The following is a 25,763-nucleotide window of genomic DNA, read 5'->3' as shown; positions in this document are numbered from 1 at the left end:
CCCATGGATGCTGTGCGCATGCACGCGGCCTCGCCCGAATCGACCGCGATCGTCGACGCCGTGCTCGACTATTCGCGCCGCCGCATGCTCGCCTCCGACGTGCCGCTGGACAAGCCCCAGTCCGAGGCGGAGCTGAACCGTCTGGTCGGGCCCACGATCACCGATGCGGGACTCGGCGCCGCGCGCGCCCTCAGTGTGTTCGAGCACGTCCTCGCTCCGGCCTGCCTGACCACGAGCCACCCGCTGTACCTGTCGTTCATCCCGACCGCGCCGACCATGGCCGCGATCGCGTTCGACCTGGTCGTTTCCGCGTCGGGGCTGTACGGCGGAAGCTGGCTCGAGGGCGCGGGGGCCGTGCACGCCGAGAACGAGGTGCTGTCGTGGCTCGCGAGCGAGTTCGGGCTGCCCGAGACCGCGGGCGGGGTGTTCGTGCAGGGTGGCACGATCGGGAACCTGTCGGCGCTGGTCGCGGCACGCGAGGCCGCGAAGGCCCGGCTGATCGCAGAAGGCAAAGAGCTGCCCACCCGGTGGAAGATCGTGTGCAGCGTCGAGGCGCACTCCTCCAACAAGTCGGCCGCGAAGATCATGGACGTCGACGTGCTGCTGGTCCCGGCCGGCGACGACGGCGTGCTCCGCGCCGATGGCGTGCGCGAGGCCCTCGTCGAGCACGGCGACGAGATCTGCGCGGTGGTCGCCACCGGCGGGTCGACCAACTTCGGCATCGTCGACGACATCAAGGGAATCGCCGCGCTCAAGGACGAGTTCGACTTCTGGCTGCACATCGACGGCGCCTACGGCCTCACCGCCATGCTGGCACCGGAGGCGCGACACATCTTCGAGGGCGTCGAGCGCGCCGACTCTGTCATCGTCGATCCGCACAAGTGGCTCTTCGCGCCGTTCGACTGCTGCGCTCTGATCTACCGCGATCCCGACAGCGGACGACGGGCGCACACGCAGCACGCCGAGTACCTCGACATCCTGACCGAGGTCGACGAGTTCAGCCCCTCGGACTACTCGATCCAGCTCACACGCCGCCCGCGAGGCCTGCCGATGTGGTTCTCGGTCGCGACGTACGGCGTCACCGCCTACCGTGATGCGGTGAGTGCGGGACTCGCGCTGACCCGACGCATCGCCGACGAGATCGCCCGTCGCCCCGAGCTGCGACTGGTGCGCGATCCGCAGCTGTCGATCGTCGTGTTCGAGCGGGAAGGGTGGGAGCGCGCCGATTACGACCGGTGGTCGGCGGCGCTGCTCGATTCGCAGCGCGCGTTCGTGGTGCCGAGCTCGCACGCCGGGCGCCCGAACACGCGATTCGCGATCCTGAACCCGCTCACCACGTTCGAAGACCTCGTCGGCATCCTCGACACGATGAAGTAACCCCGCCGCCGCTGGTGCGCGCGCCGGTGGGGTCATGCCCGTGCCCGTTGCGGCTCAGCCGGCCATCCCGGCGGTGAGTCGACGCAGGCCGTAGTCGAAAGCGCGGTCGACGTCGCCGCCGAGGCGGAACGCTCCGGACAGCTCCATCTGCAGGAACCCGGTCGCCCAGGCGGTGAACAGGCGGGCAGCGTCGAGCGCGTCCTCTTCGCCGACCAGGGCGGATGCTGCGCGGATCAGCGGAGCGGCCGAGCGCTCGAGGGCATCGTGCGGCGCGGCGATCGTGAACATGAGGCGGAAGCCCTCGGGGTGCTCCTGCGCGAAGCCGCGATAGGCGTGCGCGAGCGCACCGATGTCGTCGCCCGCAGCTTCGAGCCGCGCGGTGAGAGCGTCGATCGACGCGGTGGCGACGGCGGCGTGCAGGGCGTCCCGATCCCGCACCCGCTTGTAGAGCGAGGGGGCGCGGACGCCCACCCGATCCGCGACCGCCTGCATCGTGAGGCCCGAGGGGCCGGCGACCTCGAGGATCTCCCGCCCCGCCGCGACGATCTCCTCGGTGGACGTGCGTTCGGGTGTCGGCATCGGATCCTCCTGGATGGCTATTGACAATAGCCATCATAGCTACGTAACGTAGCCATCGCAATCATCCCGAGAGGATCCGTCATGAAGCTCGCACCCCGCCTGCACCGCCTGGGCAACGACATCGTCGCCTCGTACCTCATCGACCTGCCGGAGGGGATCACCCTGATCGATGCGGGCCTTCCCGGGCATTGGCGCGACCTCCAGCGCGAGCTCGAACTGATCGGTCGTCCGCTGTCCGATATCCGCGGCCTCGTCCTGACTCACGGCGACGGCGATCACATCGGCTTCGCCGAGCGGCTGCGCACCGAGGCGGAGGTGCCGGTGTACATCCACACGGCCGACGCGCATCGAGTCCGCACCGGAGAGAAGCCCAAGACCCCGATGGGACCGGCGAAGATCGGGCCCACGCTCGGCTTCTTCGCCTATGGCCTGCGCAAGGGCGCCCTGCGCACACCGCACGTGTCCGTCGTCACGGAAGTCGCCGACGGCGACGTGCTCGATCTGCCCGGTGCTCCGGTCGTCATCGGAATGCCCGGCCACTCGCCGGGGAGCATCGCGGTGCACGTGCCGGCCGTCGACGCGGTGTTCGTCGGCGATGCGCTGACCACCCGGCACGTGCTGACAGGGCGGACCGGGGCTCAGCCCGCGCCGTTCACCGACGAGCCGGAGCGGGCGCTCGCCTCCCTCGACAAACTGGCGGGAGTCTCGGCATCGTGGGTGCTTCCCGGCCACGGAGCGCCCTGGCACGGCTCCCCGGCCGACATCGCCGCCGCGGTGCGGGCCTCGGCCTGACGCTCGCGGTCAGGGGGTGCCGAGCACGGTATCGGTGTCGCTGACGATGATCTGCGGGGGATACAGCCCCATCACCTGCAGGGCGGCCGCATGGTTCTCGGCGCTCGATCCGGCGCACGCGTCGGCCGCGATCGTGACGTGAGCGCCGGCGTCGGCGGCGGCCAGTGCCGTCGAGATCACGCAGCAGTCGGTCGAGACCCCGGCGAGCACGAGATGCCCTCCGCGTCCGACGATCGCCTCGAGCTCGGGCCCCCACTTGCCGAACGTCGGCAGGTCGATGCTCGGATGCGGGGAGAGGCTGGCGGCTTCGGGCACCAGGGCGAACAGCGGGTCGCTCGGCGGTTGGTCGGCGAACGGCCATGCCGCGAAGTAGTCACCCCACGAGGTGGACCGATCGGCCGTCGGCATCCAGCGGGTGACGAGCACACGGTCGCCGAACGCGTCCGCGAGGGCGCGGATGCGTGGCATCGCCTCGCCGAAGAACGGTGAACCCCACGCGGAGTCGGGCGCGGCGAAGATCGCCTGCGGATCGATCACCACGAGCCAGGTGTCGCCGGTCGCCGGGGCGCTCACACCGCCTCCTGGCGCCGGATCTTCGCGGCCCTGGCGAAGTAGGTCACGAGGAACGACAGCACCAGCGCGAAGAACACCCCGAGGTTCGCATACGCCCACTCGCCGTCCCTGCCGCCGATGAGGAACAGCAGGTAGCCCTGCCAGTTGTTCCACGCGGCATCCTCGGCGAAGTTGTTCACGACCAGGCCCCAGCCGATCACGCTCGTGACGACCAGGGTGCCGATCGAGGTCCAGTCCCACGCGCCGTAGCGACCGTTCTGATCGAACAGGGCCTCTTCGTCGTAGTCCTTCTTCCGGCGCAGGATGTCGGCGATCAGGATTCCGGCCCACGAGGCGAGCGGCACACCGAGCGTGATCAGGAAGCTCTGGAACGGACCGAGGAAATCGGTGGCGAAGAACACCACGAAGACGGTGCCGATCGTGAGGATCACGCCGTCGATCGCCGCGGCCGACGGACGGGGGATGCGGATGCCGAGGCTGAGCAGCGTCAAACCGGAGGAGTAGATGCCCAGCACCGCTCCCGAGACGAGCGCGAGCACGGCGGTGAGCAGGAAGGGCACGAGCACCCACGTCGGCAGGATGGAGGCGAGCGCGCCGATCGGATCCGCAGCGATCGCGTTCATGAGATCTTCGTCGGATCCGCCCAGCAGCAGACCGAACACCACGAGGATCACCGGTGCCACCGATCCTCCGATCGTGTTCCAGGCGACGATCGCTCCGTCGGATGCCGTGCGCTTCTGGTAGCGCGACCAGTCGGCGGCGATGTTGATCCAGCCGAGGCCGAATCCGGTCATCACCATCACGAGCGCCCCGATCACCTGGCCGATGCCGCCGTCGGGTCGGGCCAGCACGGCGGCGAGGTCGATCGCCGGTGCGGCGAGGATGATGTAGAGCACGGTCACGACGCCGGTGATCCACGTGAGCACCGACTGCAGCTTCATGATCGTGTGATAGCCGAGCACGGATGCCGTGACGATCAGTGCGGCGACGATCGCGGTCGCGACGACCTTGAGCCACACGCTGTCGCCGTCGCCTCCGAGCTGCGTGATGACGGTCGCGGTGGCGAGCACGGCCAGGATCGCGAGGAACGTCTCCCACCCGATCGAAGTCAGCCACGAGACGATGCCCGGCACCTTCTGGCCCTGCACGCCGAACGCCGCGCGGGAGAGCACCATGGTCGGCGCCGAGCCGCGCTTGCCGGCGATGGCGATGAGCCCGCAGAGCAGGAACGACACCACGATGCCGATGACCGAGACGATGGTCGCCTGCCAGAACGAGATGCCGAAGCCGAGCACGAACGACCCGTACGACATGCCGAACACCGACACGTTCGCGGCGAACCACGGCCAGAACAGGTCGCGAGGCTTCGCGGTGCGCTCGGACTCGGGGATGATCTCGATGCCCGCACGCTCGATGAGGGCCGGCTTGATGTCCGTCATCCTCACATCCTGGCACTGCCGGGGAGCGGCCGGGTGGCTTTCGTGAGGGGGTGGATCCGCCGCCGGGGTCAGCCGGCGAAGAACGACTGCGCCGTGCGGGCCAGATCGTGAAGGTCGCTGACCCCGGCGAGCTCTCGTGCGGAGTGCATCGACAGGATCGGGATGCCCACGTCTACCGTGCGGATGCCGAGGCGGGTCGCCGTGATCGGGCCGATCGTCGAGCCGCACGGCACGCTGTTGTTCGACACGAACTCCTGCGTCGCGACGCCGGCGCGCTCGCAGCAGGTCCGCCACGACGCCGTGCCGATCGCATCCGTCGCGTAGCGCTGGTTGGCGTTGATCTTCAGGATGGGGCCGGAGCCGAGCACCGGCTGCACCACGGGATCGTGCTTGGCGGCGTAGTTGGGGTGCACCGAGTGGCCGACGTCGCTCGACAGGCACCACGACGAGGCATAGGCCTGGCGCCGTGCGGATCCGTCGGCGCCGAGTCCCGCGTACAGGCGCTCGAGCACGTCTTCGAGGAAGGGGCCGGCGGCGCCCGAGCGCGATTCCGAGCCGAGCTCCTCGTGGTCGAACGCGGCGAGCACGGCGATCGGCGCTCCGGGTGCCGGTTCCTGCGCCTCGAGGGCGACCACACCGGCGTGCACCGAGGCGAGATCGTCGAGGCGGCCCGAGGCGAAGAACGCGCTGTCCTTGCCGAAGACCGCTCCGCGTGCGGAGTCGGCGACGACCACGTCGTAGCCGCGGATCTCGGACGCGGAGACGTCCGCAGACGCGGCGAGTTCGGCGAGGATGTCGGCATCCGTCGCCTCTCCCAGTCCCCACACCGGCTGCGTCTCGGTCTGCTTGTCCAGGGCCAGGCCGTTGTTCACGCCGCGGTCGAGGTGGATCGCCAGCTGCGGCAGTCGCAGCAGCGGACCGGTGTCCGCCAGCACGACACGGCCGTCCGCCAGGGCCAGTCGCCCGGCGAGGCGCAACTCGCGGTCGAGCCACGAGTTCAGCAGCGGGCCGCCGTACACCTCGACGGCGGCCTGCAGCCAGCCGCGCGAACCGGTGGTCGGCTGCGGCTTGAGCTTGAAACCGGGGGAATCGGTGTGCGCACCGAAGATCTGCACGGGTGTGGTCGCCACGGCATCCGCTGGCACGACCCAGGCGATCGCCGCACCGTCGCGCACGACCACGTACCGACCGCCGGCCGGTGTCGGCCAGGCATCCTCTTCGCGCAGCCGCGTGAACCCTGCGGCTGCCAGCCGTCGCGCGACCTCCTCCGCCGCGTGGTAGCTCGAGGGCGACGCGGCGACGAAGTCGGCGAGATCCTCGGCGTGGGCGAGGGCTGCGGGGGTGACGGGCATGTCGTGACCTTCCTGAAGAGCGCGGTCCTTCGAGCGTAGTCGCGGTCTCCGTTCGGCAACGGCGCTATCGTTTTCGCGCCCGCCCGGGTTAACCTTCCACTGGGGGAGATGCCGGTTCGGGGTCTCCGGTATTCGGGGAGAAGCTTTCACATGCGTGCGAACACACGTCTGTCCATTCGTCGCGCCGTCGCGGGCGCCACATCAGCACTGCTGTTGGCAGCAGGCCTCACCGTCGTGACCGACGCGATCGCACCGACACCGGCCTCGGCCGCGCAGGACCCGACGAGCTGTCAGGGAACGGTGGCGCTGGTCAACGGCGGTTTCGAGGCGCCGGTGCTCCCGAACGCCTCGGTGTCGCTCACGTCGGCCCCGCTGGTTCCCGGGTGGTCAACCACCGACAGCCTGAACCAGATCGAGCTCTGGAGCAGCGGTTTCAACGGCGTCACCGCGGCCGCGGGTCGGCAGTTCGCCGAGCTCAACGCCAACTCTCCGAGCAGGCTCTTCCAGGACGTCGCGACGACCCCGGGGCAGACGCTCTCCTGGTCGCTGAAGCACCGAGGACGCAGCGGCACCGATGTGATGCGCGTCGTGATCGGGTCGCCCACCGGCACTCTCGTGCAGAACGGCCCCAACCTCTCGGACGGGAGTGCGGCCTGGGGCTCCCACACCGGCACCTACACCGTCCCCGCAGGGCAGACGGTGACGCGCTTCGGCTTCCAGGCGGTCAGCTCGGCAGGGGGCGTCTCCTCCGTGGGCAACTTCCTCGACGACATCACCTTCGGAACAGGGCCGTGCCTGCTCACGACCAAGTCGGTGACCAACCTCACGCGCGGGGGCACCACCGCCGAAGTGGGAGACACGCTGCGCTACACGGTCACGACGAACAACGGCGGCGGAAACCCGGCCCTGCAGTCGGTGTCGTCCGACGTGCTCGCCTCGGGGATCGACTTCGTGCCCGGCTCCCTCAAGATCATCAGCGGTGCGGGCGCCGGCACACTCACCGATGCCGCCGGCGACGACCGGGGCTCGTACACCTCGGGCAACCGCACGGTGCAGGTGCGTCTCGGCACCGGCGGCACCGCCACCGCCGGTGGATCCATCGGCGTGGGCGCGAGCACCAGCTACACGTTCGACGCCAAGGTCAACCTCTCGGCTGCGGCGAGCACCATCGTCAACGAGGCGCGGGTCGCCTTCCGCGACGACGTCGTGGGCCAGGACCGCACCTCGGTCAGCCCGGAGACCCAGACGCCCGTGGGCGCGGCGGCGGATCTCGCCATCACCAAGTCGCTCGACACCGATCCGCTCGTCGCCGGACAGCCGGTCACGTTCACGATCGGCGTGACGAACAACGGGCCGCAGACGGCGACCGGGGTGACCGTGACGGACCCGATCCCCTCCGGTGTCACGAACGTCTCCGCCACCTCTCCCGGCGCGACCTGCACGGTCGCGGCGACCGTCAGCTGCGCCGTCCCCGACATGGCCGTCGGTCAGAGCGTGCAGATCCAGGTGACAGGCACGCTCTCGCCGTCGAGCGATCCCGGAGCCTCGCTGTCGAACACGGCCACCGTCTCCGGCACCCGCACCGACCCGAACCTCGGCAACAACACCGCGAGCGTCATCGGCACGCTGACGACGGCGACCGACGTGTCGATCATCAAGACGTTCTCCCCGTCGGACCCGGTCGCCGGCCAGAACGTGACCTACACCCTGTCCGTCTCCAACGCCGGGCCGTCCGAGGCGCGCAACGTCGTGATCTCCGACCCCCTCGACCCCGAGTCGACCTTCATCAGCGCCACTCCCGAACAGGGAGCGTGCACCGTGGACGCCTCGGTCGTCACGTGCCAGATCGGAACGCTCGCGCCCGGGGCCTCTGTCGAGACCATCGTGGTGGTGCAGGTCGCCTCCGGTGCCACAGCCGTCCTCCAGAACACGGCGACGGTGACGACGAGCACGACCGACACGAACCCCGCGAACAACGTGTCGTCGACCAGCTTCGAGCCGGAGATCATCGCGGACATTACCGTCGTCAAGACGGCCTCCGCGGCCCAGGTCTCGGCGGGCGATGCGATCGACTTCACCCTCGCGGTGCGCAACCTCGGTTCCTCGGACGCCGTCAACGTCGTGCTCGCCGACACCATGCCGGACGGCTTCTCCGTGACCGGAGTGGATGCTCCTCCCGGCGCGACGTGCACGTCCACCGCGAGCTCGATCACATGCAACTGGGCCTCGTTCCTCGTCGGAGGGCCGTCGAACGTCGTCGTGCACGCCGTCGTCGCCGCGGACGCCCCCATCGGCACCGTGACGAACACCGCGGCCGTCGCAGCCCCCGCCGACGACCGGGACACCACGAACAACGCCAGCTCCGTCGACGTCGAGGTCGTCCAGAGCGCCGACCTGAGCATCGTCAAGACGGCTCCGGCGACCGGCGAGCCCGGCAGCGCCTTCACCTACACGCTCACGGTCGCGAACGGTGGTCCATCCGTCGCCCGTGGCGCCTCGCTCACCGATACGCTGCCGGCCGGTTTCCTGGATGTCGCCGTCAACGGCTCCGGGTGCTCGATCGTCGGCGGAACCGTCGGGTGCGAACTCGGCGACATCGCCCCTGGTGGGTCGGTGGTCGTCCAGGTCACCGGCACCTGGAGCACGACGGCCACCGGGATCGTCTCGAACACGGCGACGACCACATCGGCGACCCCCGATCCGAACACCGGCGACAACACCTCGACCGTCGACGTCACGCTCGCGCCGAACACCGATGTGCGCGTCGTCAAGACGACCTCGACCCCGTCCGTCCCGCTCGGCGGAACGGCCACGTTCGAGGTGACCGTGACCAACGAGGGCCCGTCTGCCGCCTCCGGCGTGGTGCTGAACGAGCTCATGCCCGCGGGCTTCATGCTCACCGGTGCCACGCCGTCGGTCGGCACCTGGTCGATGGAGGATGCGCGCTGGACGGTGGGGACGCTGCTTCCCGGAGAATCGGCGTCGATCACCGTGACCGCGACCGTCCACGTGGAGGGGCAGCTGGTCAACACGGCCGTCGCTTCCTCGCAGACGCCGGATCCCGACACGTCGAACAACACCGGCACGGCGACCGTGACCGTCACGCCGTCCGCCGACCTCGCGATCGTCAAGACGATCTCGGCGAACCCTGCTCCGCTCAACGGCGCCGTGACCTACACGATCGTCGTGACCAACAACGGACCGAGCGTCGCCTCCGCCGTCACGGTCGCCGATGCGCTCCCCGCCGGGTTGCTGAACCCGTCGACCGCCACCTCCGGATGCACCGTCACGGGATCGCAGCTCGAGTGCACGCGGCCGACGCTCGCCGTCGATGCCACCTTCACGGTGACCGTGACCGGCACGGTCGACCCGTCGACCTCGGGCACGACGCTGTCGAACACCGCGACGGTCACCTCGAGCACGTCCGATCCCGACCCGAGCGACAACACCTCGACCGTGACCGTCCCCGTCTCCGGTGCGCCGCAGGTCGAGCTCGTGAAGAGCGCGGGTATCCCGACCGACACCAACGGGGATGCGCGCATCGGTGCCGGCGACACGGTCGCCTACACCTTCACGATCCGCAACACCGGTGATGTCACGCTCACGAGCGCGGCCATCACCGATCCGCTCCTCGGGGGCGCTGTGGCCTGTGCGGCGTTCTCCGCTCCGCTGCTGCCCGGCGGCTCGGTCACGTGTGCGCCGGTGTCGTACACGCTCACACAGGCGGACGCGGATGCCGGAACGGTGCGCAACACCGCGTCGGTGACCGCGCAGTCCGCCCAGGGGCCCGCGACCGACGATGCCGAGGCGAACGTCACCATCGCGGCGACCAACAGCATCAGCCTCGCCAAGGTCCCCTCGACCGTGGTCGATGTGGACGGTGACACCGCCGTCGGTGCCGGTGACACCGTGGACTACACGTTCACCGTGACGAACAACGGAACCACGACGCTGCGCGATGCCGTGATCACCGACGCCATGCTCGGCGGAACCGTCACGTGCCCCGAGCTGAGCGCAGTCGCACTCGCACCGGGGCAGTCGGTGTCGTGCACGCCGATCACCTACACGCTCACCCAGGATGACGTCGACGGCGGCCTGGTGCACAACGAGGCTTCCGTCACCGCGAACGCCCCAATCGGCACGGTGACCGACACCGCGCAGGCCGACGTCGACATCACCGGCACGGCCACGATCGAGCTGCTCAAGAACGTCGGGCGCGTGCTCGACGTCAACGGCGACGGCTTCATCGGGGCGGGTGACACCGTCGACTACACCTTCTCGGTGCGCAACCGCGGCACCACAACCCTCAGCGATGTGGTGATCTCGGACCCGTTGCTGGGCGCCGGCACACTGTGCACGATCGGCACCCTTGCCGTGGGCGCAGCGGCCGACTGCGGTCCGCTCACGTACACGCTGACGCAGGCCGACGTGGAGGCAGAGATCGTGCGCAACACGGCGACGACGACGGGGACGAGCCCGCTCGGACCGGTCGCCGATGACGCCTCGGCGGATGTCGTGATCACGGGCACGAGCGCCATCGAGCTCACCAAGACGGCCGGAGCGATCGTGCTCGGAGCGGACGGCAGGGTGGGCGCCGGAGACACGGTCGGCTACACGTTCGGGATCCGCAACGCGGGCACCACGGTGCTCCGTGACATCGTGCTCGACGATGCGCTCCTGGGCGGTGCGGTCGACTGCGCCGCGCTCGACGGCCTCGCGTTGAACCCGGGCGACGAGGTCACCTGCGGACCGGTCGACTACACGCTCACGCAGCAGAACGTCGACGACGGGACCGTGCACAACGTGGCCACCGTCGTGGGGCAGTCGCGCAACGGCAGCGCCGAGGACGAGGATGAGGTCGACGTCCCCGTCGCCGGCACTGACGACATCTCCCTGCTGAAGTCTGCCGCTGCCGTGGTCGACGCCAACGGCAACGGACGCACGGATGCCGGTGACACGATCGCCTACACGTTCACCGTGACGAACACGGGAACCACGACCCTCACGGGTATCTCCGTCAGCGACCCGCGTCTCGCCGGGGTCATCACCTGCGATGCGACCGAGATCGCCCCGGGGGAATCGACCGTCTGCTCGGCAGGATCGCCCGCGGTGCTCACGCAGGCGGAGATCGATGCCGGGGAGATCGAGAACACGGCGACGGCGACGGGCACCGGCACCTCGGAGATCCCGCCGGTGGCCACCGACACCGTGGTGACGCCGCTCGTGGCGCAGCCGGCCATCGCCCTGACCAAGACCGGCGGCGACTACGTCGACGTCGATCGCAACGGGAAGATGAACGCGGGGGACACGATCGCGTTCCGGTTCACCGTGACCAACACGGGAGCGGTGACCCTGACCGACGTGAAGATCGACGATCCGAAGCTGGGCGGCGCCCTCGATTGCGTGATCCCGGATCTCGCGCCCGGTGCGACCGCGAACTGCGGCCCGGTCACCTACCGCCTCACCACGGCGGACGTCGCGGCGAGCACGGTCGTGAACGTCGCCACAGCGAGCGCGATCGGCGGGGCGGTGACGGTCACGGCAGCCGCGACCGCCACGGTCGACCTGAACGGGCTGGCGGCCACGGGTGGCGTGATCACCGGGATCGGGTGGGCGCTCGCACTGCTGGCGGTCGGAGCCCTGGTGCTGCTGATTGCCCGTGTGCGTCGTCGCGAGATCGGCGTCTGATCCCGCACCATCCGCACGAAGCGCCCCGCCCGATGATCGAGCGGGGCGCTTCGTCGTTTCCCCGGTGTTCATCCTGGCGCGATAGGGTCGTCCCGATAGCGCCTAGGGTTCCGGGGTTCGCACCCGTCTGGTCCGAGCGGCGCCACGGCACTCCTCCGCAGGAGAGTCGTCATCTGACAGGACAAAAGCCCGGAGGACCCTGTTCGTCGCGCCGTGCGCCGGACGGAAGGGTCTCGTCATGTCCTCACTCGCATTCGTCCTGGTGTTCGGTGCGGCCATCGCACACGCGGCATGGAACATCATCGCCCACGGCATCAGCAGGGCCGGCGCTCCGTTCCTGTGGTGGGGTGCTGTCGCCAGCACGGTCGTCTGGATCGGCGCCGTGCCGTTCACCGGCGGTCTCGGCGCCGACGATCTGTGGTCGTTCGCCCTCGGTGTCGTCGTCTCATCGGTGCTGCACGTCGGGTACATGGCCGTGCTGCAGCGCGGCTACCGCGAGGGCAACCTCTCCACCGTGTACGCGACAGCCCGGGGCACGGGTCCGTTCCTCTCGGTGATCGTGGCGGTGCTGCTGCTCGGCGAGCGCCCGTCGTTGGTCGCTCTCGTCGGCGTCGCCGCCGTGATCGTGGGCGTCGTCGCCATCGGCCTCGTCGACAGGGGGAGAGGAGCGGGCGCACGCCGACTCGATCCCGGCATCGTGTTCGGTCTGCTCACCGGGGTCGCGATCGCGGTCTACACGATCTGGGATGCGCACGCCGTGCGCACCTGGAACCTCTCGCCGGTCGCCTTCATGGTCGGCACCACGCTGCTGCAGATCCCGTTCTACTCGATCGCGGTGCGCAGGCGCTGGAGTGCGGTCCGCGCGCTCGGGCGCACGCAGTGGCGCCGCATCCTCGCCTTCGGCATCCTGTCGCCGCTGTCGTACATCCTTGTGCTGACGGCGATCCAGATCGCCCCGGTCGCGCTGGTGGCGCCGCTGCGCGAGGTCAGCGTCGTACTGGTGAGCCTGTTCGGGGTGTTCGTGCTGCGGGAGTCGCGCCCGGCCTGGCGGATCGCGGCGTCGCTCGTCGTGGTCGCCGGGATCGTGCTGCTCGCGTGGTGATCAGCGGAAGCTGACGAGACCCGCGTGCGCGGCCGTCACGAGGATCTGCACGCGGTCGCGCAGGTGCCACTTGGACATCATGCGTCCGAGGTGGGCTTTCACCGTGCCCTCGGAGACGATGAGCGCCTTGGCGATCTCGGCGTTCGACATGCCCTGTGCCAGGCAGTGCAGCACCTCGACCTCGCGCTCGGTGAGCGGCTCGAGTGCGGCGGCATCCGCCGCCACGGGGGTCGAGTCGCGCACGTGCTTGATGAGCATCGAGGCGATGCGAGGGGAGAGCGAGCTGGCACCGCTGTGCACCTCGCGGACGCCGGTGACGATGTCGTCGGCGCTGGAGTCCTTGAGCAGGTAGCCGGAGGCGCCGGCGCTCAGCATCGGAAGCACCGTGTCGCTGCCATCGAGCGTCGTGACGGCGAGCACGCGAACGTGAGGCCAGCGTTCGGCGATCACACCGGTGGCTTCGATGCCGTCCATCTCGGGCATCTGCACGTCCATCATCACCACGTCGGGCTGCTCGCGTTCGACGGTGGCGATCGCCTCCACGCCGTCTTCCGCCTGTGCGACCACGGTGATCTCCGGGTCGCGCGACACGAAGTGCGACAACGCCGAACGGACCAGTGGATCATCGTCGACGATCACGACACGGATTTCCTGCATAGGGGGAAGCCTAACGGCGTGGGCGCCCGGACGACGTCATGTAGACCTTTGGCCAAAAACCTCTGGACGTGAGACAGATGTGCGCCACGCAGATCGCCGAGAAGATGAATACAGACATCGACAAACGACTACATAATGGAGGTGAATGTAATGACTTTCTGGCAGCAGGTTGGCAAGTTCTTCGGTCTTCACCGCTAGAGTACCTGGCGAAAAGGAGATAGTGAACCATGGCCTTCGACCAATCCACTCGAGGATCGGCGGATACGCTCCGCTTGACCCGCGGTGAGAAGCTCAGCGCGATCGAGCGCATCGTCGTCTTGGTCATCGTCACCATCACCGTCGCCACGGACCTCATAGGCTTCTTCACCACACCGGGTGTCAACCCGGTCGCACTGTTGGTGAGCGTTGCATCCACTGCAGCGTTCGTCCTCTACCTCTGGAAGCCGCTCATCGCGACATGTGCCCTCGGGGTCGTGTTCGCATCGTCTTTCCTCACCGGATCAGAGCTCCAGGTCCTGACGGCCGCCGCAGTCGCGGCCGGCTTCGTCATGAGACTGGGGTGGACATCGCTGATCCTCTCTTACACCGGCGTTTTCCTGGTCGCGGCGGCCATCGTGGCCAACGGCGACGCCGATTCCGGCGTCAACGTCGCGCTGTATCTCATCTTCGCCACCGTGGCAGGAGCTGTCGGGTTCGCCCTTCGGCTCGCCTTCGCCCGGGGGAGTCGTCTCGAGCGCGAGCTCGAGGAGAGAGCCGAGCAGGAACGTCAGGCCGTACTCGCCGAGCGGCGATGGATCGCCGGTGAGCTGCACGACAGCATCGCGCACCACCTCACGGTGGTGGCGCTGCACGTGCAGATGCTCGAAGACCCCGAGACCAGCAACGACTCGCAAGAAGCGATCCGCGTCGCCGCGCGCAAGGCGATGACAGATCTCCGCTTCGTGATCGAACTCGCGGACGACGGTCCGCAGTCCTCCAGTGTGCAGACCGGCGACCTCGCGGCAGCGATCGACGAGGCGCAGGGCGAGTTCGAATCGGCCGGTCACTCCGTGGCCCGCGAGGGAGACCCTCGTGACGAGCGCATCCCGCGTGCGGTCGAGATCGTCCTCGCGCGCATCGTGCGCGAGTCAGCCACCAACATCCTCAAATACGCAGGCCCCGGCGAGGTGCAGATCGACCTCGCCGTGGACGACGAGGTCGCGCACCTCACGCTGCGCAGCCCCCTCCCGACGACCCCACGCCGCGAGCTCTCCTCCAGTCGCACCGGCCTCGGCCGGATGGCGGAGCGGGTGATGGGAGCGAGCGGCGAGTTCAGTGCCGGCGAAGTCGACGGATTCTGGGTCGTGTCGGCCCGACTTCCCGTCGTCTGATGCTCTAGAGTGTGTGAGCACCCTTTCCACGATCCGCGAGAGCCTAGACGAAAGTCTAGAGAAGTCTCGACGTTCGACCCTGTGGAACGCGTTGCGATCAGCCGTAATCTGAAAGCTCCCCAGATAAAGCGTCCCCAGCGCTGCGATCGCGGGCGCGGTCTTTCTGGCTTCTGAAACACTTTGCGCGCTCGCGATCGCCTTCTGCGTTAACGGCCGATTCTCCGGCCTCCCGCCACGGGGTTCCGCATGCCCGGCTAGCCGCCCACCGCTCGCATGTAGTGGCCGTCCGTGGAGATCCCCGAGGCGGCGACCGTGAAGCGCACCACCTCGCTGAGGTACCGATCCTCCGAAGCCTCGAAGATCCGTCCCTCCGCGTCGCGCGATGTGCGGGTGAGACGCAGGATGGGCGTGCCCCGGGGCACTCGCAGCAGCGCGGCATCCTGATCGTCGGCGGCCACGGCATCGATCACGTGCTGCAGGGTGACGATCGGATGCCCGACCGATGACAGGTACTCCGTGATGGAGACCTCGTCGAGGTTCACCTCGAACAGCCGGCGTCCGGCGACCTCCGTGTAATTGAGGCGCTCCAACATGGTGGGCCTGCCGTCGAGCAGGCGCAGCCGCACCACGCTCACGATCGTGTCGCTCGCGTCGACGCCCAGCGCCGCTCCCAGCTCGCCGGCACGGCGCAGGCTCAACTCCTGCGTCTGGGCGCCGGGGGTGACGCCCAGCTCGCGCGCCCACCGCGTGAACGGCACCGACACGTCGACGGCCTGGTTGGCTTTGCGGGCGACGACGCGAGCGGGTCTGCCGCGGCTCGTCTCGATCAGGCCCTCGCCGCGCAGCGCGGCCAGGGCGTTGCGGATCGGCCCGCGCGAGGTATGCCACCTCTCGGCGAGGTCGGCCTCGGTCGGGACGTCGTCGCCGGGACGCAGCGCGCCCGCAGCGATCTGCGCGCGAAGGTCATCGGCGATCTGGGTGTACACAGCTTCAGCCACATAGGTACATTACTTCGTCAGCTCGAGCGGCGCGACCGCGTTCCGGGAGTGTTCATCCAGAAGAATGCTCGGTAAACGAGCCCTGAACTCTTCCGAGTTAGGTACATATCTCGCGTCTGCACCTGAGAGAGTCTTCCGTGGATCACCCCTCACACCCTGAAAGGTCCTCATGAAGCTTCGCGCTCTCCCCGCCCTCGCCGGCGTCGCGCTCCTCGCCCTCGGCCTCGCCGCGTGCTCCGGCTCGGCAGATGCCGCCGGCACTCCCGGCGCCGACGAGTCGTCCTCCGCCAGCGGATTCGCTGTCGATGAGAACACGCTCGTCTTCGGCGTCGTGCCCGACTCGGTCGACACCGAGACGAACTACCAGCCGCTCATGGACTACATCGCCGAGATCACCGGCAAGACGGTCGAGTACCACGAGTCCACCGACTACGCCGCCCTGATCGAGGCCGCCGTCGCCGGCAAGGTCGACGTCGCGTCGTTCTCCGGCTTCACCTACGTGACCGCCACCAACAACGGCGCCAAGCTCACCCCCATCTCCTCGATCGTGACCGAAGAGGGCCAGGAGCCCGGTTACTACTCGCAGGCGATCGTGCCCGCGGGCAGCGACATCACGAGCATCGAGGACTTCAAGGGCAAGAAGGTCTGCTTCGTCGACCCGTCCTCGACCTCCGGCTACCTGTTCCCGTCGTACAACCTGCTCAAGGCCGGCATCGACCCCAAGACCGACATCACCCCGGTCTTCGCCGGCAAGCACGATGTCAGCGTCACCAAGGTCGGCGAGGGCGTCGAGTGCGAGGCGGGCTTCGCCGAGGACTCCGAGGTCGAGAAGTCGGACAAGGTCAAGGTCATCGACGAGACGATGGTCCCCGGTGCGCCGCTGGTCTACTCGTCGACGCTCCCCGATGACGTCTCGAAGAAGCTCATCGACGGTCTCTCCGAGATCACGATCGACGACATCATCGCCGCCGGGGTCGACGGCGCGGACACCGATGCCTTCCGCAGCGTCTTCTACGCCACGAAGCCGGTCGACGACGCGTACTACGACCTGATCCGCGACATCTGCAAGGAGACCGAAGCGGAGCAGTGCCAGGGCTGAGCCCGGCCTGACCCCTTCGCCATACACGGCGCCCTCCGTCTCGTCCGCCTCTCGTGCGGGCGAGACGGAGGGCACCACCGCACGACTCACGACACCACAGGAGCTACGACATGACCGCCTCGGCATCCGACGCCCTCATCCGCCTCGACGGCGTGACGAAGACCTTCGGGACGACCACTGCACTCAAGGGGGCCTCTCTGGAGGTGTCCCGCGGCGAGATCGTCGTGCTCCTCGGCCTCTCCGGCTCGGGGAAGTCGACCCTGCTGCGCCACCTCGACGGCCTGGAGATCCCCACCTCCGGCTCGGTGGAGGTGCTGGGCTCCCAGGTCCCGACGCTGAAGGGGCGGGCGCTGCGCGACCTCCGTAGCCGCGTGGGCTTCATCTTCCAGCAGTTCGAGCTCGTGCCCTCTCTGACCGTGCTCGAGAACGTGCTCACCGGTTCGCTGTCGGGTGTGCGCGGGCCGCGCCTCGGCCTCTGGGGCTACTCGCGAGCAGCGAAGCTCACCGCACTCGAGCACCTCGACCGCGTCGGTCTGCTCGACCGCGCCTACCAGCGCAGCGACACCCTCTCGGGCGGGCAGCAGCAGCGCGTGGCCATCGCCCGCGCTCTCATGCAGAAGCCCGCGATCCTGCTCGCCGACGAGCCGGTCGCCTCGCTCGACCCCGAGTCGAGCGAGCAGGTCATGGCCCTGATCCGCGAGATCGCCGCCGATGAGGGGCTCACCGTGGTGTGCAGCCTGCACCAGGTCGACCTCGCCATCTCGTGGGCTGACCGCATCGTGGGGCTCCGCCACGGTGAAGTGGTGCTGGACACCCCGACCGGAGACCTCACCAAGGCCGAGGTCATGGAGATCTACGGTCGCGTGGCCACCACGACGGCCGAGATCCGCGCCGTGCAGGAGGAACTGGTCGAGGCAGCGGCCCAGGTGGCCGCATCATGACGGCGCTCGACGCGTCGACCGACTCCGCCGCGCCCCGCGGTGGCGGATCGTCCCACCAGGGGAGCGGACCGACGGTCGCCGAACGAGCCCCCCGGCGCCCGATCTCGCCCGAGCGGATCGCCGCCTCCCTCACGCTCATAGCCCTCGTGGTGCTCGGCATCCTCGCCGTCCGCGACGTCGACATCTCGATCCCGGCGATGGTGCAGAGCTGGGGCAATGCCGAGAACTTCATGGCCCGCGTCGGCGGGCTCAGCTTCCCGGCTCCCGGCGACCTCGCTTGGCTGATCGCGCTCACGGTGGGTCTCGTGCTCGTCGGCACACTGCTCGCGGCCGTGCTGTCGGTGCCGATCGCCTACCTCGCCGCCTCCAACACGACCCCGGGCAACGGATGGCGAGCCGCCGCGAGGTTCATCGGCGTGCTCACCCGGGCTCTGCCCGACGTGGTCCTCGCGATGGCGTTCGTGCTGATGTTCTCCCTCGGTACCCTTCCCGGCATCCTGGCCATCGGCATCCACTCCATCGGCATGATCTCGAAGATGTTCGCCGACGCGATCGAGCAGATCGACGAAGGGCCGCGCCTCGCGATCCGTGCCGCCGGCGGTTCGAAGATGCAGGAGTTCACCTCTGGCATCCTGCCGCAGGTGCTGCCCAGCTGGGTGGCCACCGTGCTGCACCGCAACGACATCAACCTGCGCGGCAGTGTCGTGCTCGGCTACGTCGGCGTCGCCGGGCTCGGCCTCGAGATGTCGTACGCGTTCAAGTCGCTGAACTACGGCAAGGGCCTCGGAATCGCCCTGGTGATCTTCATCCTGTGCGTCGCGATGGAGATCGTCTCCAGCATGGTCCGCGGGGCGATGCTCGGGGAGCAGGCGCACACCCGGTCGTGGATCGACAGGATCCTGCATCCGCGCCTCGGCAGCCGGTCCGCGTCCGCAGCCGTCGGCCGCCCCGCCTGGGCCGCGAGCCCGCAGACGGCGGTGCGCCGGCCCTGGACCGCACAGCGCGTGCGCCACACCATCGCCGGTGTCGTCGCCGTGCTCGTGGTGATCGGCAGCGTGGTCGTCAGCCAGATCAACTGGATGGACCTCATCACCTTCTGGGCCAAGCTGCCCGAGGTCGCCGGGAAGTTCTGGCCCCCGTCGTTCGGCAACTACGACGCCAGCGCCATGTTCCAGGCGATGCGTGAGACCGTCGCGATCGCTCTCGCCGCCACCGTGCTCACCCTGCTCCCCTCGCTCCTGCTCGGCTCGCTCGCAGCGCGCAACGTCGCCCCGAGCTCTGGCGCCCGAGGGACGGCGCGACTCCTGCTCGTCGGCATCCGCGGCATTCCGGAGCTGATCCTCGCGATCGTGCTCGTGGTCATCACCGGTCTCGGGGCCCAGGCGGGTGTCATCGCCCTCGCGATCGGCGGTATCGGACTGCTGGGCAAGCTCATCGCCGACTCGTTCGAAGAGGTCGATCGCGGACCGGAGCGGGCGCTGCGCGCGGTGGGGGCGACACGTCTGCAGACCTACACCTCGGCCACCGTGCCGCAGGGGATGCAGGCGCTCATCGGTCACAGCTTCTACATGCTCGACACGAACATCCGCGCGGCGACGATCCTCGGCATCGTCGGCGGTGGCGGTGTCGGCTACTACCTCCTCAATGCCAGCCAGGGCTCCCGATACGAGACCGTGACGGCGATCGTGCTGATGATCCTCGCCACCGTGCTCGTGGTCGAAGGACTCGCGATGTGGATGCGGAAGGTGTTCCGATGAACCGCCCTCTCGACACGGCGGATGTGGTCGTCGTCGGCTCCGGCATCGTCGGGCTCGGAGCGGCGTACGCGGCGGTCCGGCGCGGCCTGCGCGTGATCGTCGTCGACCGCACCGATGCTCCCGTCGGGGCGACGATCCGCAACTTCGGACACCTCTGCATCGGCGCGCAGGGCGGGCAGGCGCGGCACTACGCCGACGTCTCCCGCGAGCTGTGGCTGCGTCTCTCCCAGGACGCGGGCTTCTGGCTGCGCGAGTCGGGCACGCTGGTCGCCGCCCGGCACGATGACGAGCTCGCCGTGCTCGACGCCGCATCCCGCGAGGGCGGGATCCGACTGCTGGAGGCGGCCGAGCTGCGGCGCCTCGCTCCGCTGCGCGCCGAGGGCCTCGTCGGTGGAGCGCACATCGAGAGCGATCTGCAGACCGACCCCCGCACGGCCGCCGATGCGATCGTGCGCCACCTCGCGGGACTCGGCGTCGACTTCCGGTTCCGCACCGCGGTGACCGCAGTGGGGGAGGGGCACGTGGACACGACGCGCGGTCCGATCACCTGCGGCAGCGTCGTCGTCGCCGTGAACCACGACATCGATCAGCTGCTCCCCGACGTCGCAGAGCGGCACGGGGTCGTGCGCTGCGCCCTCGACATGATGCGGGCGGCCGTGTCGTTCCGGCATCCGCTCGCAGCTCCCCTGCTCACCGGTTGGTCCCTCGTGCGGTACGGTCGCTTCGCCGACGGGCCGGAAGCCGGGGCCCTGCGCGAGCGCCTGCACGCCGAGCGCCCTGACCTCGCCGCGATCGACCTCAACCAGATGTACACGCAGCTTCCCGACGGGACGCTCATCATCGGCGACTCGCACTCGACCGCCACAGCCCCGGCGCCGTTCCAGCCCGAGGCTGCGTTCACCGCCTTCCTCGCGGAGGCCGAAGCGCTGTTCGACGCCCCGGCGCCGCGCGTGATCGAGCGCTGGCAGGGCGTGTACGCGAAGGGGCCGCAGGAATTCCTGATCGATCGTGGCGACGACGGCGTGCTGGTGCTCGCCGCGACCACCGGCATCGGGATGACCACGGGCCTGGGACTTGCCGAAGAGAACCTCGCCGCCGCCTTCGGGTGGGCGGCAGCAATGGAAGGAACATCATGACCACTCCTCTCGAACTCGTCGTGCTCGACATGGCGGGAACCACAGTGCTCGACGACGGCGTCGTCGAGCAGGCGTTCCAGCGCGCCGCCGAGCGCACGGGCGTCGCGGGCCGGATGCCGTGGGACGAGGCGCTGGACTACGTGCGCGTGACCATGGGGCAGTCGAAGATCGACGTCTTCACGCACCTCTCCGGCGGCGATGCCGAGGCGGCAGCACGGGCGACGGCCGCCTTCGAGGGCGCCTATGCCGAGATCGTCTCCGAGCAGGGCGTCTCCGAGATCCCCGGCGCCGCCGACGCGATCCAGGGGTTGAAGGACTCCGGGCTGAAGGTCGTGCTCACCACGGGCTTCGCTCCGGTGACCCGGGACGCCCTGCTCGACGGCCTCGGCTGGCGCGAGCTGATCGATCTCGCCCTGTCGCCGATCGATGCCGGTCGCGGGCGTCCCGCACCCGACCTCGTGCTGACGGCGCTGCTGCGCACGCAGACCTCGTCGGTGCACGCGGTCGCGGTCGCCGGCGACACCGTCAGCGACGTCGAGTCGGGACGTCGGGCCGGCGCCGGCTTCGTCGCGGGTGTGCTGACCGGCGCGCACGATCGCCCGGCTCTGAGCGCCGCGGGGGCGGATGCCGTGCTGAGCGACGTCACCGCTTTGCGCGGTGTGCTCGCCCAGCGCGACCTGCTCCCGCTCGTCGCGACCTCCTGAGAGGACTCGACATGGGAACGCTGCTGATCCGTCCTCCCGGCCATCGCCGGGACGTCGCGCTGCGCCCTGCCGCGACCGCGATGGTGTGGGTCGGCGAAGGCCATCCGCACGAGACGATCGCCGTGCCGGGCGTCGCGCTCGGTGACGGCGACGTGCTCGTGGCCGTCGAGATGTCGACGATCTGCGGCTCGGATGTGCACACCGTGCAGGGGCGCCGCTCGGCCCCGACTCCTCTGGTGCTCGGACACGAGAGCGTCGGACGGGTCATCGCGACCGGTGACGGCGGGGCGCACACGGTCGACGGCACTCCGCTGCGCATCGGCGACCGGGTGGTCTGGTCGGTGACGGTGTCGTGCGCGAGCTGCGACCGGTGCCTGCAGGGGATGCCGCAGAAGTGCCGCGACCTGGGGAAGTACGGGCACGACAAGGTCGGGGCGCACGGCGACCTCACCGGAGCCTTCGCGAGTCACGTGCAGCTGCGAGAGGGGACGGCCATCGTGCGGGTTCCCGAGGCGCTCCCCGCCTCCGTTCTCGCGCCCGCGTCCTGCGCCACGGCGACAGCCTGGGCTGCGGTGGCCAGGGCCGCGAAGGACCGCGATCTCGACGGAGCGCGTGTGCGGATCCACGGCGCGGGACTGGTCGGACTCTCCGCCGCGGCCATCGCCGCCGAGCAGGGTGCGACCGTGGAGGTGCTCGATCCCAACCCCGAGCGACGTGCCCTCGCCGCACGCTTCGGTGCGACCGGCCTCGACGGCGAGCCCGACGTCGTTATCGAAGCCTCGGGGCACGCGGTGGGCGAGGCTCTCTCGGGCGTCGCGGTCGGGGGAACCGTCGTGCTCGTCGGCAGTGTGTTCCCGGCCGATCCGGTGCCGTTCGACGCCGAGAGCATCGTGCGGCGCCTGGTCACCGTCGCCGGCATCCACAACTACACGGGGGCCGAACTCGCCGAAGCCGTGGCCTTCCTCGCCGGACGAGGGCGGGCGTACCCGTTCGCGGACGCGGTCGGCGCGGTGCGCGGACTCTTCGAGATCGACGCGGCGCTCGTGGAGGCGGCCTCCCCGGGGGCTCCTCTTCGGATCGGACTCGTTCCGGGGCAGTGACGCGCCCGGAACACAGGCCCTAGACGCCGTCGTCCTGCCCTCGTCGGGGGCCGAGTGGGCGCAGCCCTTCGGCGTGGAAGGCGAGCAGGCGGACGGCCGCATCGACGGTCGCGGTCAGGATCTCCTCGGGGTCGCCGACCAGGGCGAGCCTGCGGTGGCCCTGGTCCTCGGCGGTGGCCCAGCCCAGGAAGACGGTCCCTGCGGGATGCCCGCCCTGCGCGTCGGGGCCGCCGACGCCCGTGGTCGACACGGTGAGGTCGGCGTCGGACAGGCGACGTGCCCCCACGGCGAGCTGCTCCGCGCATGCCGCCGAGCACGGATCCGTCCCGGGCGTCAGCCCGAGAACGCGCTCCTTCACGGCGGTCATGTAGGCGACGATGCCGCCGGCGAACCACTCGGAGGCACCCTCGCCGGCGCCGATCGTGTGCGCGAGCATGCCCGAGGTGAGTGACTCCGCCACGGCGATGCGCAGCCCCCGCGCGGCGGCGAGTTCGCTCAACCGTGCGATGTGGCCGCGCGTATCGGGGCCGCTCATCGCCTCGGCGCCGGGGGTCCGCGCAGCATCGGGGGTGTCGTCGTGCAGGTTCACCGCGAGATGCTCTCCACGGTCTTGCCGGTCGTCGATGCGGACAGCGAGCGTGCGACGTCGGCCTGACTCACGATGCCGACCAGACGACGGTCGGTCATCACGGGCAGCCGTCGCACCTGGTTCTCCTGCATCCGGTCGAGGGCCACGCGGATGTCGTCATCCGCATCCACCGTGACCGGCTTGCCCTTAGCGAGCGCTGACGCCGGGGTGGTCTCCGGGTCCATGCCCAGGGCGATCGCACCCACCACGATGTCGCGGTCGGTGAGCATGCCCTTCAGCTTGCCGTCCTCGCCGCAGATCGGCAGGGCTCCGACATCCAGATCCGCCATGACCGAGGCGGCGATGCGCAAGGAATCGTTCACCCCGATGCAGCGCGGCCTCGGAGTCATGAGGTCGCGCGCGGTGGTCATCGCTCTTCGCCCTCGTCGTAGTCCGGACGCGGCGGCTGCAACGGCTGGTCGGAGTACTCCCCACCCGCACGGCCTCCGTACGGCCGTCCGTGATCGGCGAACTCCTCGCGTGCGAAGACCAGGGTCCACGGGCCCGCCGTGAAGTGCGCTCCGGTGCGCAGCGTCTCGGAGTTCTCGTCGGCGTGGGTCGCGTCCACGCCCAGGCTCGCGTTCGTCTCACCCTCGCCGTGCAGCGTCAGCACGTACTCGTCGCGGTCGTCGTGTGTGATCGTGGCATGCACGGGATCGGTGTCGGGCAGGCGCAGCTCGTTGTCCTCGGCGGAGCCGATCCGAACCACGTCGTCGCTCAGCGCGAACTCGGTGCGCTCGTCGTCCCTGGTGATGCGCAGTCGGGGGTTGCCCGCGCCCCAGGCGGCGTGCGTGGTCGTGGGCGTGTAGCCCTCGTCGGGACGGTCGTCGATGTGTCGGTCGTTCATGGCAGTGCCCTTCGAGTCGAGTGTCCCGAGGCTAGGCTCCGGGCGACGTCTCGCCGAGGGGGTTGACTTCGGGGCGTCGAGTGGGCATCGGGCGCGACCGCGGGGACAGGAGGTATCCGGCGGCGGAGTGCGCGAGAATGGAGCGAAGCCGTCGTCCCGGCCAGACAGCGACCAAGGAGCACCACCAATGGGAAAGTTCGTCTACGAAGGCGGCGTGAAGACCGAGATCGAGGACCGCGCCCTCACCCACCTGCAGCTCGTGATCACCGCGAAGCTGCGGCGCGGGGAGCCCTTCCCCTTCAGCTGGCGCGAAGACGCGAGCGTGGGCGGCGGGCGCACCACCGTGTGGATCCAGCCCGGCAGCTCTCTCGTGTTCAAATACTTCGGCAGCCGTCAGCCCTCCATCAACCGGGCCTGGATCGAGGCGCTCGCGTTCACCGCGAACGCGCCCAGCGGTCTCTACCTCGTTCCCGAGCCCGCCGAGGCGGGCGAGGAGCCCGGCGCCGGCGAGGTCCCGGTCACTCCTCCTCTCTGACCTTCGGGCTCGCCTCGAGACCCACCTGCATCGTCGAAACCCACTCGTGGACGCGCGTCCACCGGTGGGTTTCGTCGTCGAGCATGGGTGTCGACGAGAGCTGGTCGGTCGGCCGGAGCTGTCAACCCCCTGACGGAGCACGAGACGATCGGAGAGGGTGGGACCCATGACCGACGACACCACCGACCCCCGCCACGCGCACCGCGAAGAGGGCTTTCCCGCACAGCATCAGAATCAGCCGGGCCTGACAGAACAGACCCGCCCGGAACCGGACCACGGCGAACGCACCTACGTCGGCCATGGTCGTCTGGAGGGACGCCGCGCCCTCATCACGGGCGGAGACTCGGGCATCGGACGAGCCGTCGCGATCGCCTTCGCACGGGAGGGCGCCGACGTCGCCATCGCGCACATGCCCGAAGAGCAGGACGACGCGGAGGACACGCTCGCCCTGGTGCGCGAGACGGGGCGCGCAGGAGTGGGCTTCGCGGGTGACCTGCGCGACGAGACGTTCGCGACCGACATCGTCGCCCGGACGCGGCGCGAACTCGGCGGACTGGACGTGCTCGTGCTGAATGCCGGCTACCAGCACGACATCGACGGCTTCGAGACCCTGGAGACGGAGCGGATGCGCCGGGTGTTCGACACGAACCTCGCCGGCATGCTGTTCTCGGCACGGGCGGCCTATCCCGACCTCCCGCCCGGAGCGAGCATCATCGTGACGGCATCCGTCCAGGCCTACAACCCCTCGCCGGGACTCATCGACTACGCCATGACGAAGGCCGCGCAGGTGGCGTTCGTGAAGGCCCTCGCGGAAGAGGCGGGCCCGCGGGGCATCCGCGTCAACGCCGTCGCACCAGGCCCGATCTGGACGCCGCTGATCCCGGCGACCGGATGGGATGCCGAACGGCTGGCGACCTTCGGTGCCGACACCCCGCTGGGGCGGGCGGGCCAGCCCGCGGAGCTCGCCGGTACCTACGTGTACCTGGCGTCGGCGGAATCGTCATACACCTCCGGATCGGTCATCGCGGTCACCGGCGGCAAGTCCCTCTGATCCGCGCCGAGGCGGCGGCCCGGAGAGGGGCCGCCGCC

General features: G+C 69.5%; 22 protein-coding genes. 13 read left to right on the top strand and 9 right to left on the bottom strand.

Going from position 1 to position 25,763, the window contains the following annotated elements; genetic code table 11:
• Nucleotides 1–3 precede the first annotated feature (3 nt).
• The gene (locus ASD13_RS03445) at nucleotides 4–1,377 is read left to right on the top strand and encodes a pyridoxal phosphate-dependent decarboxylase family protein (protein WP_141388180.1); all 1,374 of its coding nucleotides are present in this window, start codon (nucleotides 4–6) and stop codon (nucleotides 1,375–1,377) included.
• A 54-nt stretch (nucleotides 1,378–1,431) separates the two neighbouring features.
• On the opposite strand, the gene ASD13_RS03440 is transcribed toward ASD13_RS03445, so the two are convergent.
• Nucleotides 1,432–1,956 (bottom strand): TetR/AcrR family transcriptional regulator, encoded by a 525-nt coding sequence (locus ASD13_RS03440; RefSeq protein WP_055865800.1) that lies wholly within the window; start codon nucleotides 1,954–1,956, stop codon nucleotides 1,432–1,434.
• 81 nt (nucleotides 1,957–2,037) lie between these two features.
• Between ASD13_RS03440 and ASD13_RS03435 the strand changes: the two genes are divergently transcribed.
• Complete coding sequence (locus tag ASD13_RS03435; protein ID WP_055865798.1) at nucleotides 2,038–2,748, top strand: MBL fold metallo-hydrolase; 711 nt, start codon at nucleotides 2,038–2,040, stop codon at nucleotides 2,746–2,748.
• A gap of 9 nt (nucleotides 2,749–2,757) precedes the next feature.
• Here ASD13_RS03435 and ASD13_RS03430 read toward each other — a convergent pair whose 3' ends face one another.
• From ASD13_RS03430 to ASD13_RS03420, 3 genes are all read right to left on the bottom strand, one after another.
• Nucleotides 2,758–3,321: a cysteine hydrolase family protein gene (locus ASD13_RS03430; protein ID WP_055865795.1), complete on the bottom strand. Its 564-nt coding sequence runs from the start codon at nucleotides 3,319–3,321 to the stop codon at nucleotides 2,758–2,760.
• Nucleotides 3,318–4,760 carry a purine-cytosine permease family protein gene (locus ASD13_RS03425; protein WP_055865793.1) on the bottom strand — a complete coding sequence of 481 codons (1,443 nt, stop codon included), beginning with the start codon at nucleotides 4,758–4,760 and terminating at the stop codon, nucleotides 3,318–3,320. Before ASD13_RS03425 ends, ASD13_RS03430 begins: the two co-directional genes overlap by 4 nt.
• A 68-nt stretch (nucleotides 4,761–4,828) precedes the next feature.
• Complete coding sequence (locus tag ASD13_RS03420; RefSeq protein WP_055865791.1) at nucleotides 4,829–6,112, bottom strand: M18 family aminopeptidase; 1,284 nt, start codon at nucleotides 6,110–6,112, stop codon at nucleotides 4,829–4,831.
• Nucleotides 6,113–6,262: 150 nt separating this feature from the next.
• Between ASD13_RS03420 and ASD13_RS03415 the strand changes: the two genes are divergently transcribed.
• Together ASD13_RS03415 and ASD13_RS03410 are read left to right on the top strand one after the other, a co-directional pair.
• Complete coding sequence (locus ASD13_RS03415) at nucleotides 6,263–11,800, top strand: DUF7507 domain-containing protein (protein ID WP_055865788.1); 5,538 nt, start codon at nucleotides 6,263–6,265, stop codon at nucleotides 11,798–11,800.
• Nucleotides 11,801–12,038: 238 nt separating this feature from the next.
• Nucleotides 12,039–12,902, top strand: a complete 864-nt coding sequence (locus ASD13_RS03410; RefSeq protein WP_055865784.1) for an EamA family transporter — start codon at nucleotides 12,039–12,041, stop codon at nucleotides 12,900–12,902.
• On the opposite strand, the gene ASD13_RS03405 is transcribed toward ASD13_RS03410, so the two are convergent.
• A complete protein-coding gene (locus ASD13_RS03405) occupies nucleotides 12,903–13,559 on the bottom strand; it encodes a response regulator (protein ID WP_031205669.1) in 657 nt (218 codons plus the stop codon).
• Between the two features lie 272 nt (nucleotides 13,560–13,831).
• Between ASD13_RS03405 and ASD13_RS03400 the strand changes: the two genes are divergently transcribed.
• Nucleotides 13,832–14,929, top strand: a complete 1,098-nt coding sequence (locus tag ASD13_RS03400; RefSeq protein WP_235562458.1) for a sensor histidine kinase — start codon at nucleotides 13,832–13,834, stop codon at nucleotides 14,927–14,929.
• A 254-nt stretch (nucleotides 14,930–15,183) separates the two neighbouring features.
• Here ASD13_RS03400 and ASD13_RS03395 read toward each other — a convergent pair whose 3' ends face one another.
• Nucleotides 15,184–15,927, bottom strand: coding sequence for a GntR family transcriptional regulator (locus tag ASD13_RS03395; protein ID WP_031205666.1), 744 nt, complete (start codon nucleotides 15,925–15,927; stop codon nucleotides 15,184–15,186).
• Nucleotides 15,928–16,096: 169 nt separating this feature from the next.
• On the opposite strand from ASD13_RS03395, the gene ASD13_RS03390 reads away from it, so the two are divergent.
• The 6 genes from ASD13_RS03390 (at nucleotide 16,097) to ASD13_RS03365 (ending at nucleotide 22,664) form a co-directional block, all read left to right on the top strand.
• On the top strand, nucleotides 16,097–17,026 hold the full coding sequence (locus ASD13_RS03390; protein ID WP_055865779.1) for a phosphate/phosphite/phosphonate ABC transporter substrate-binding protein: 930 nt from the start codon (nucleotides 16,097–16,099) through the stop codon (nucleotides 17,024–17,026).
• A gap of 110 nt (nucleotides 17,027–17,136) precedes the next feature.
• Nucleotides 17,137–17,967 (top strand): phosphonate ABC transporter ATP-binding protein, encoded by an 831-nt coding sequence (gene phnC, locus ASD13_RS03385; RefSeq protein WP_017829301.1) that lies wholly within the window; start codon nucleotides 17,137–17,139, stop codon nucleotides 17,965–17,967.
• Nucleotides 17,964–19,724: a phosphonate ABC transporter, permease protein PhnE gene (gene phnE, locus ASD13_RS03380; RefSeq protein ID WP_055865776.1), complete on the top strand. Its 1,761-nt coding sequence runs from the start codon at nucleotides 17,964–17,966 to the stop codon at nucleotides 19,722–19,724. The genes phnC and phnE overlap by 4 nt, the downstream gene beginning before the upstream one ends.
• The gene (locus ASD13_RS03375) at nucleotides 19,721–20,860 is read left to right on the top strand and encodes a TIGR03364 family FAD-dependent oxidoreductase (RefSeq protein ID WP_055865773.1); all 1,140 of its coding nucleotides are present in this window, start codon (nucleotides 19,721–19,723) and stop codon (nucleotides 20,858–20,860) included. Before phnE ends, ASD13_RS03375 begins: the two co-directional genes overlap by 4 nt.
• The gene (locus tag ASD13_RS03370) at nucleotides 20,857–21,564 is read left to right on the top strand and encodes a phosphonatase-like hydrolase (protein ID WP_055865770.1); all 708 of its coding nucleotides are present in this window, start codon (nucleotides 20,857–20,859) and stop codon (nucleotides 21,562–21,564) included. Before ASD13_RS03375 ends, ASD13_RS03370 begins: the two co-directional genes overlap by 4 nt.
• Nucleotides 21,565–21,575: 11 nt before the next feature.
• Complete coding sequence (locus tag ASD13_RS03365) at nucleotides 21,576–22,664, top strand: alcohol dehydrogenase catalytic domain-containing protein (protein WP_055865767.1); 1,089 nt, start codon at nucleotides 21,576–21,578, stop codon at nucleotides 22,662–22,664.
• 19 nt (nucleotides 22,665–22,683) lie between these two features.
• On the opposite strand, the gene ASD13_RS03360 is transcribed toward ASD13_RS03365, so the two are convergent.
• The 3 genes from ASD13_RS03360 to ASD13_RS03350 are packed head-to-tail and all read right to left on the bottom strand — an operon-like array spanning nucleotide 22,684 to nucleotide 24,139.
• Nucleotides 22,684–23,253 (bottom strand): CinA family protein, encoded by a 570-nt coding sequence (locus tag ASD13_RS03360; RefSeq protein WP_082531378.1) that lies wholly within the window; start codon nucleotides 23,251–23,253, stop codon nucleotides 22,684–22,686.
• Nucleotides 23,250–23,663 (bottom strand): CBS domain-containing protein, encoded by a 414-nt coding sequence (locus ASD13_RS03355; protein ID WP_055865765.1) that lies wholly within the window; start codon nucleotides 23,661–23,663, stop codon nucleotides 23,250–23,252. Before ASD13_RS03355 ends, ASD13_RS03360 begins: the two co-directional genes overlap by 4 nt.
• Nucleotides 23,660–24,139 carry an FHA domain-containing protein gene (locus tag ASD13_RS03350; RefSeq protein WP_055865762.1) on the bottom strand — a complete coding sequence of 160 codons (480 nt, stop codon included), beginning with the start codon at nucleotides 24,137–24,139 and terminating at the stop codon, nucleotides 23,660–23,662. Before ASD13_RS03350 ends, ASD13_RS03355 begins: the two co-directional genes overlap by 4 nt.
• 187 nt (nucleotides 24,140–24,326) lie before the next feature.
• Between ASD13_RS03350 and ASD13_RS03345 the strand changes: the two genes are divergently transcribed.
• Both ASD13_RS03345 and ASD13_RS03340 read left to right on the top strand, forming a co-directional pair.
• The gene (locus ASD13_RS03345) at nucleotides 24,327–24,674 is read left to right on the top strand and encodes a DUF7882 family protein (protein WP_017829293.1); all 348 of its coding nucleotides are present in this window, start codon (nucleotides 24,327–24,329) and stop codon (nucleotides 24,672–24,674) included.
• A gap of 166 nt (nucleotides 24,675–24,840) precedes the next feature.
• Nucleotides 24,841–25,725, top strand: a complete 885-nt coding sequence (locus ASD13_RS03340) for an SDR family oxidoreductase (RefSeq protein WP_055865759.1) — start codon at nucleotides 24,841–24,843, stop codon at nucleotides 25,723–25,725.
• The last annotated feature ends 38 nt before the right edge of the window (nucleotides 25,726–25,763 follow it).

The organism is Microbacterium sp. Root1433D1 (assembly GCF_001426835.1).
In the GTDB taxonomy this organism is placed as follows: domain Bacteria; phylum Actinomycetota; class Actinomycetes; order Actinomycetales; family Microbacteriaceae; genus Microbacterium; species Microbacterium maritypicum.
Note: the sequence above shows the minus strand (reverse complement) of the source record. Positions and strands in the feature narration are given on the sequence as shown.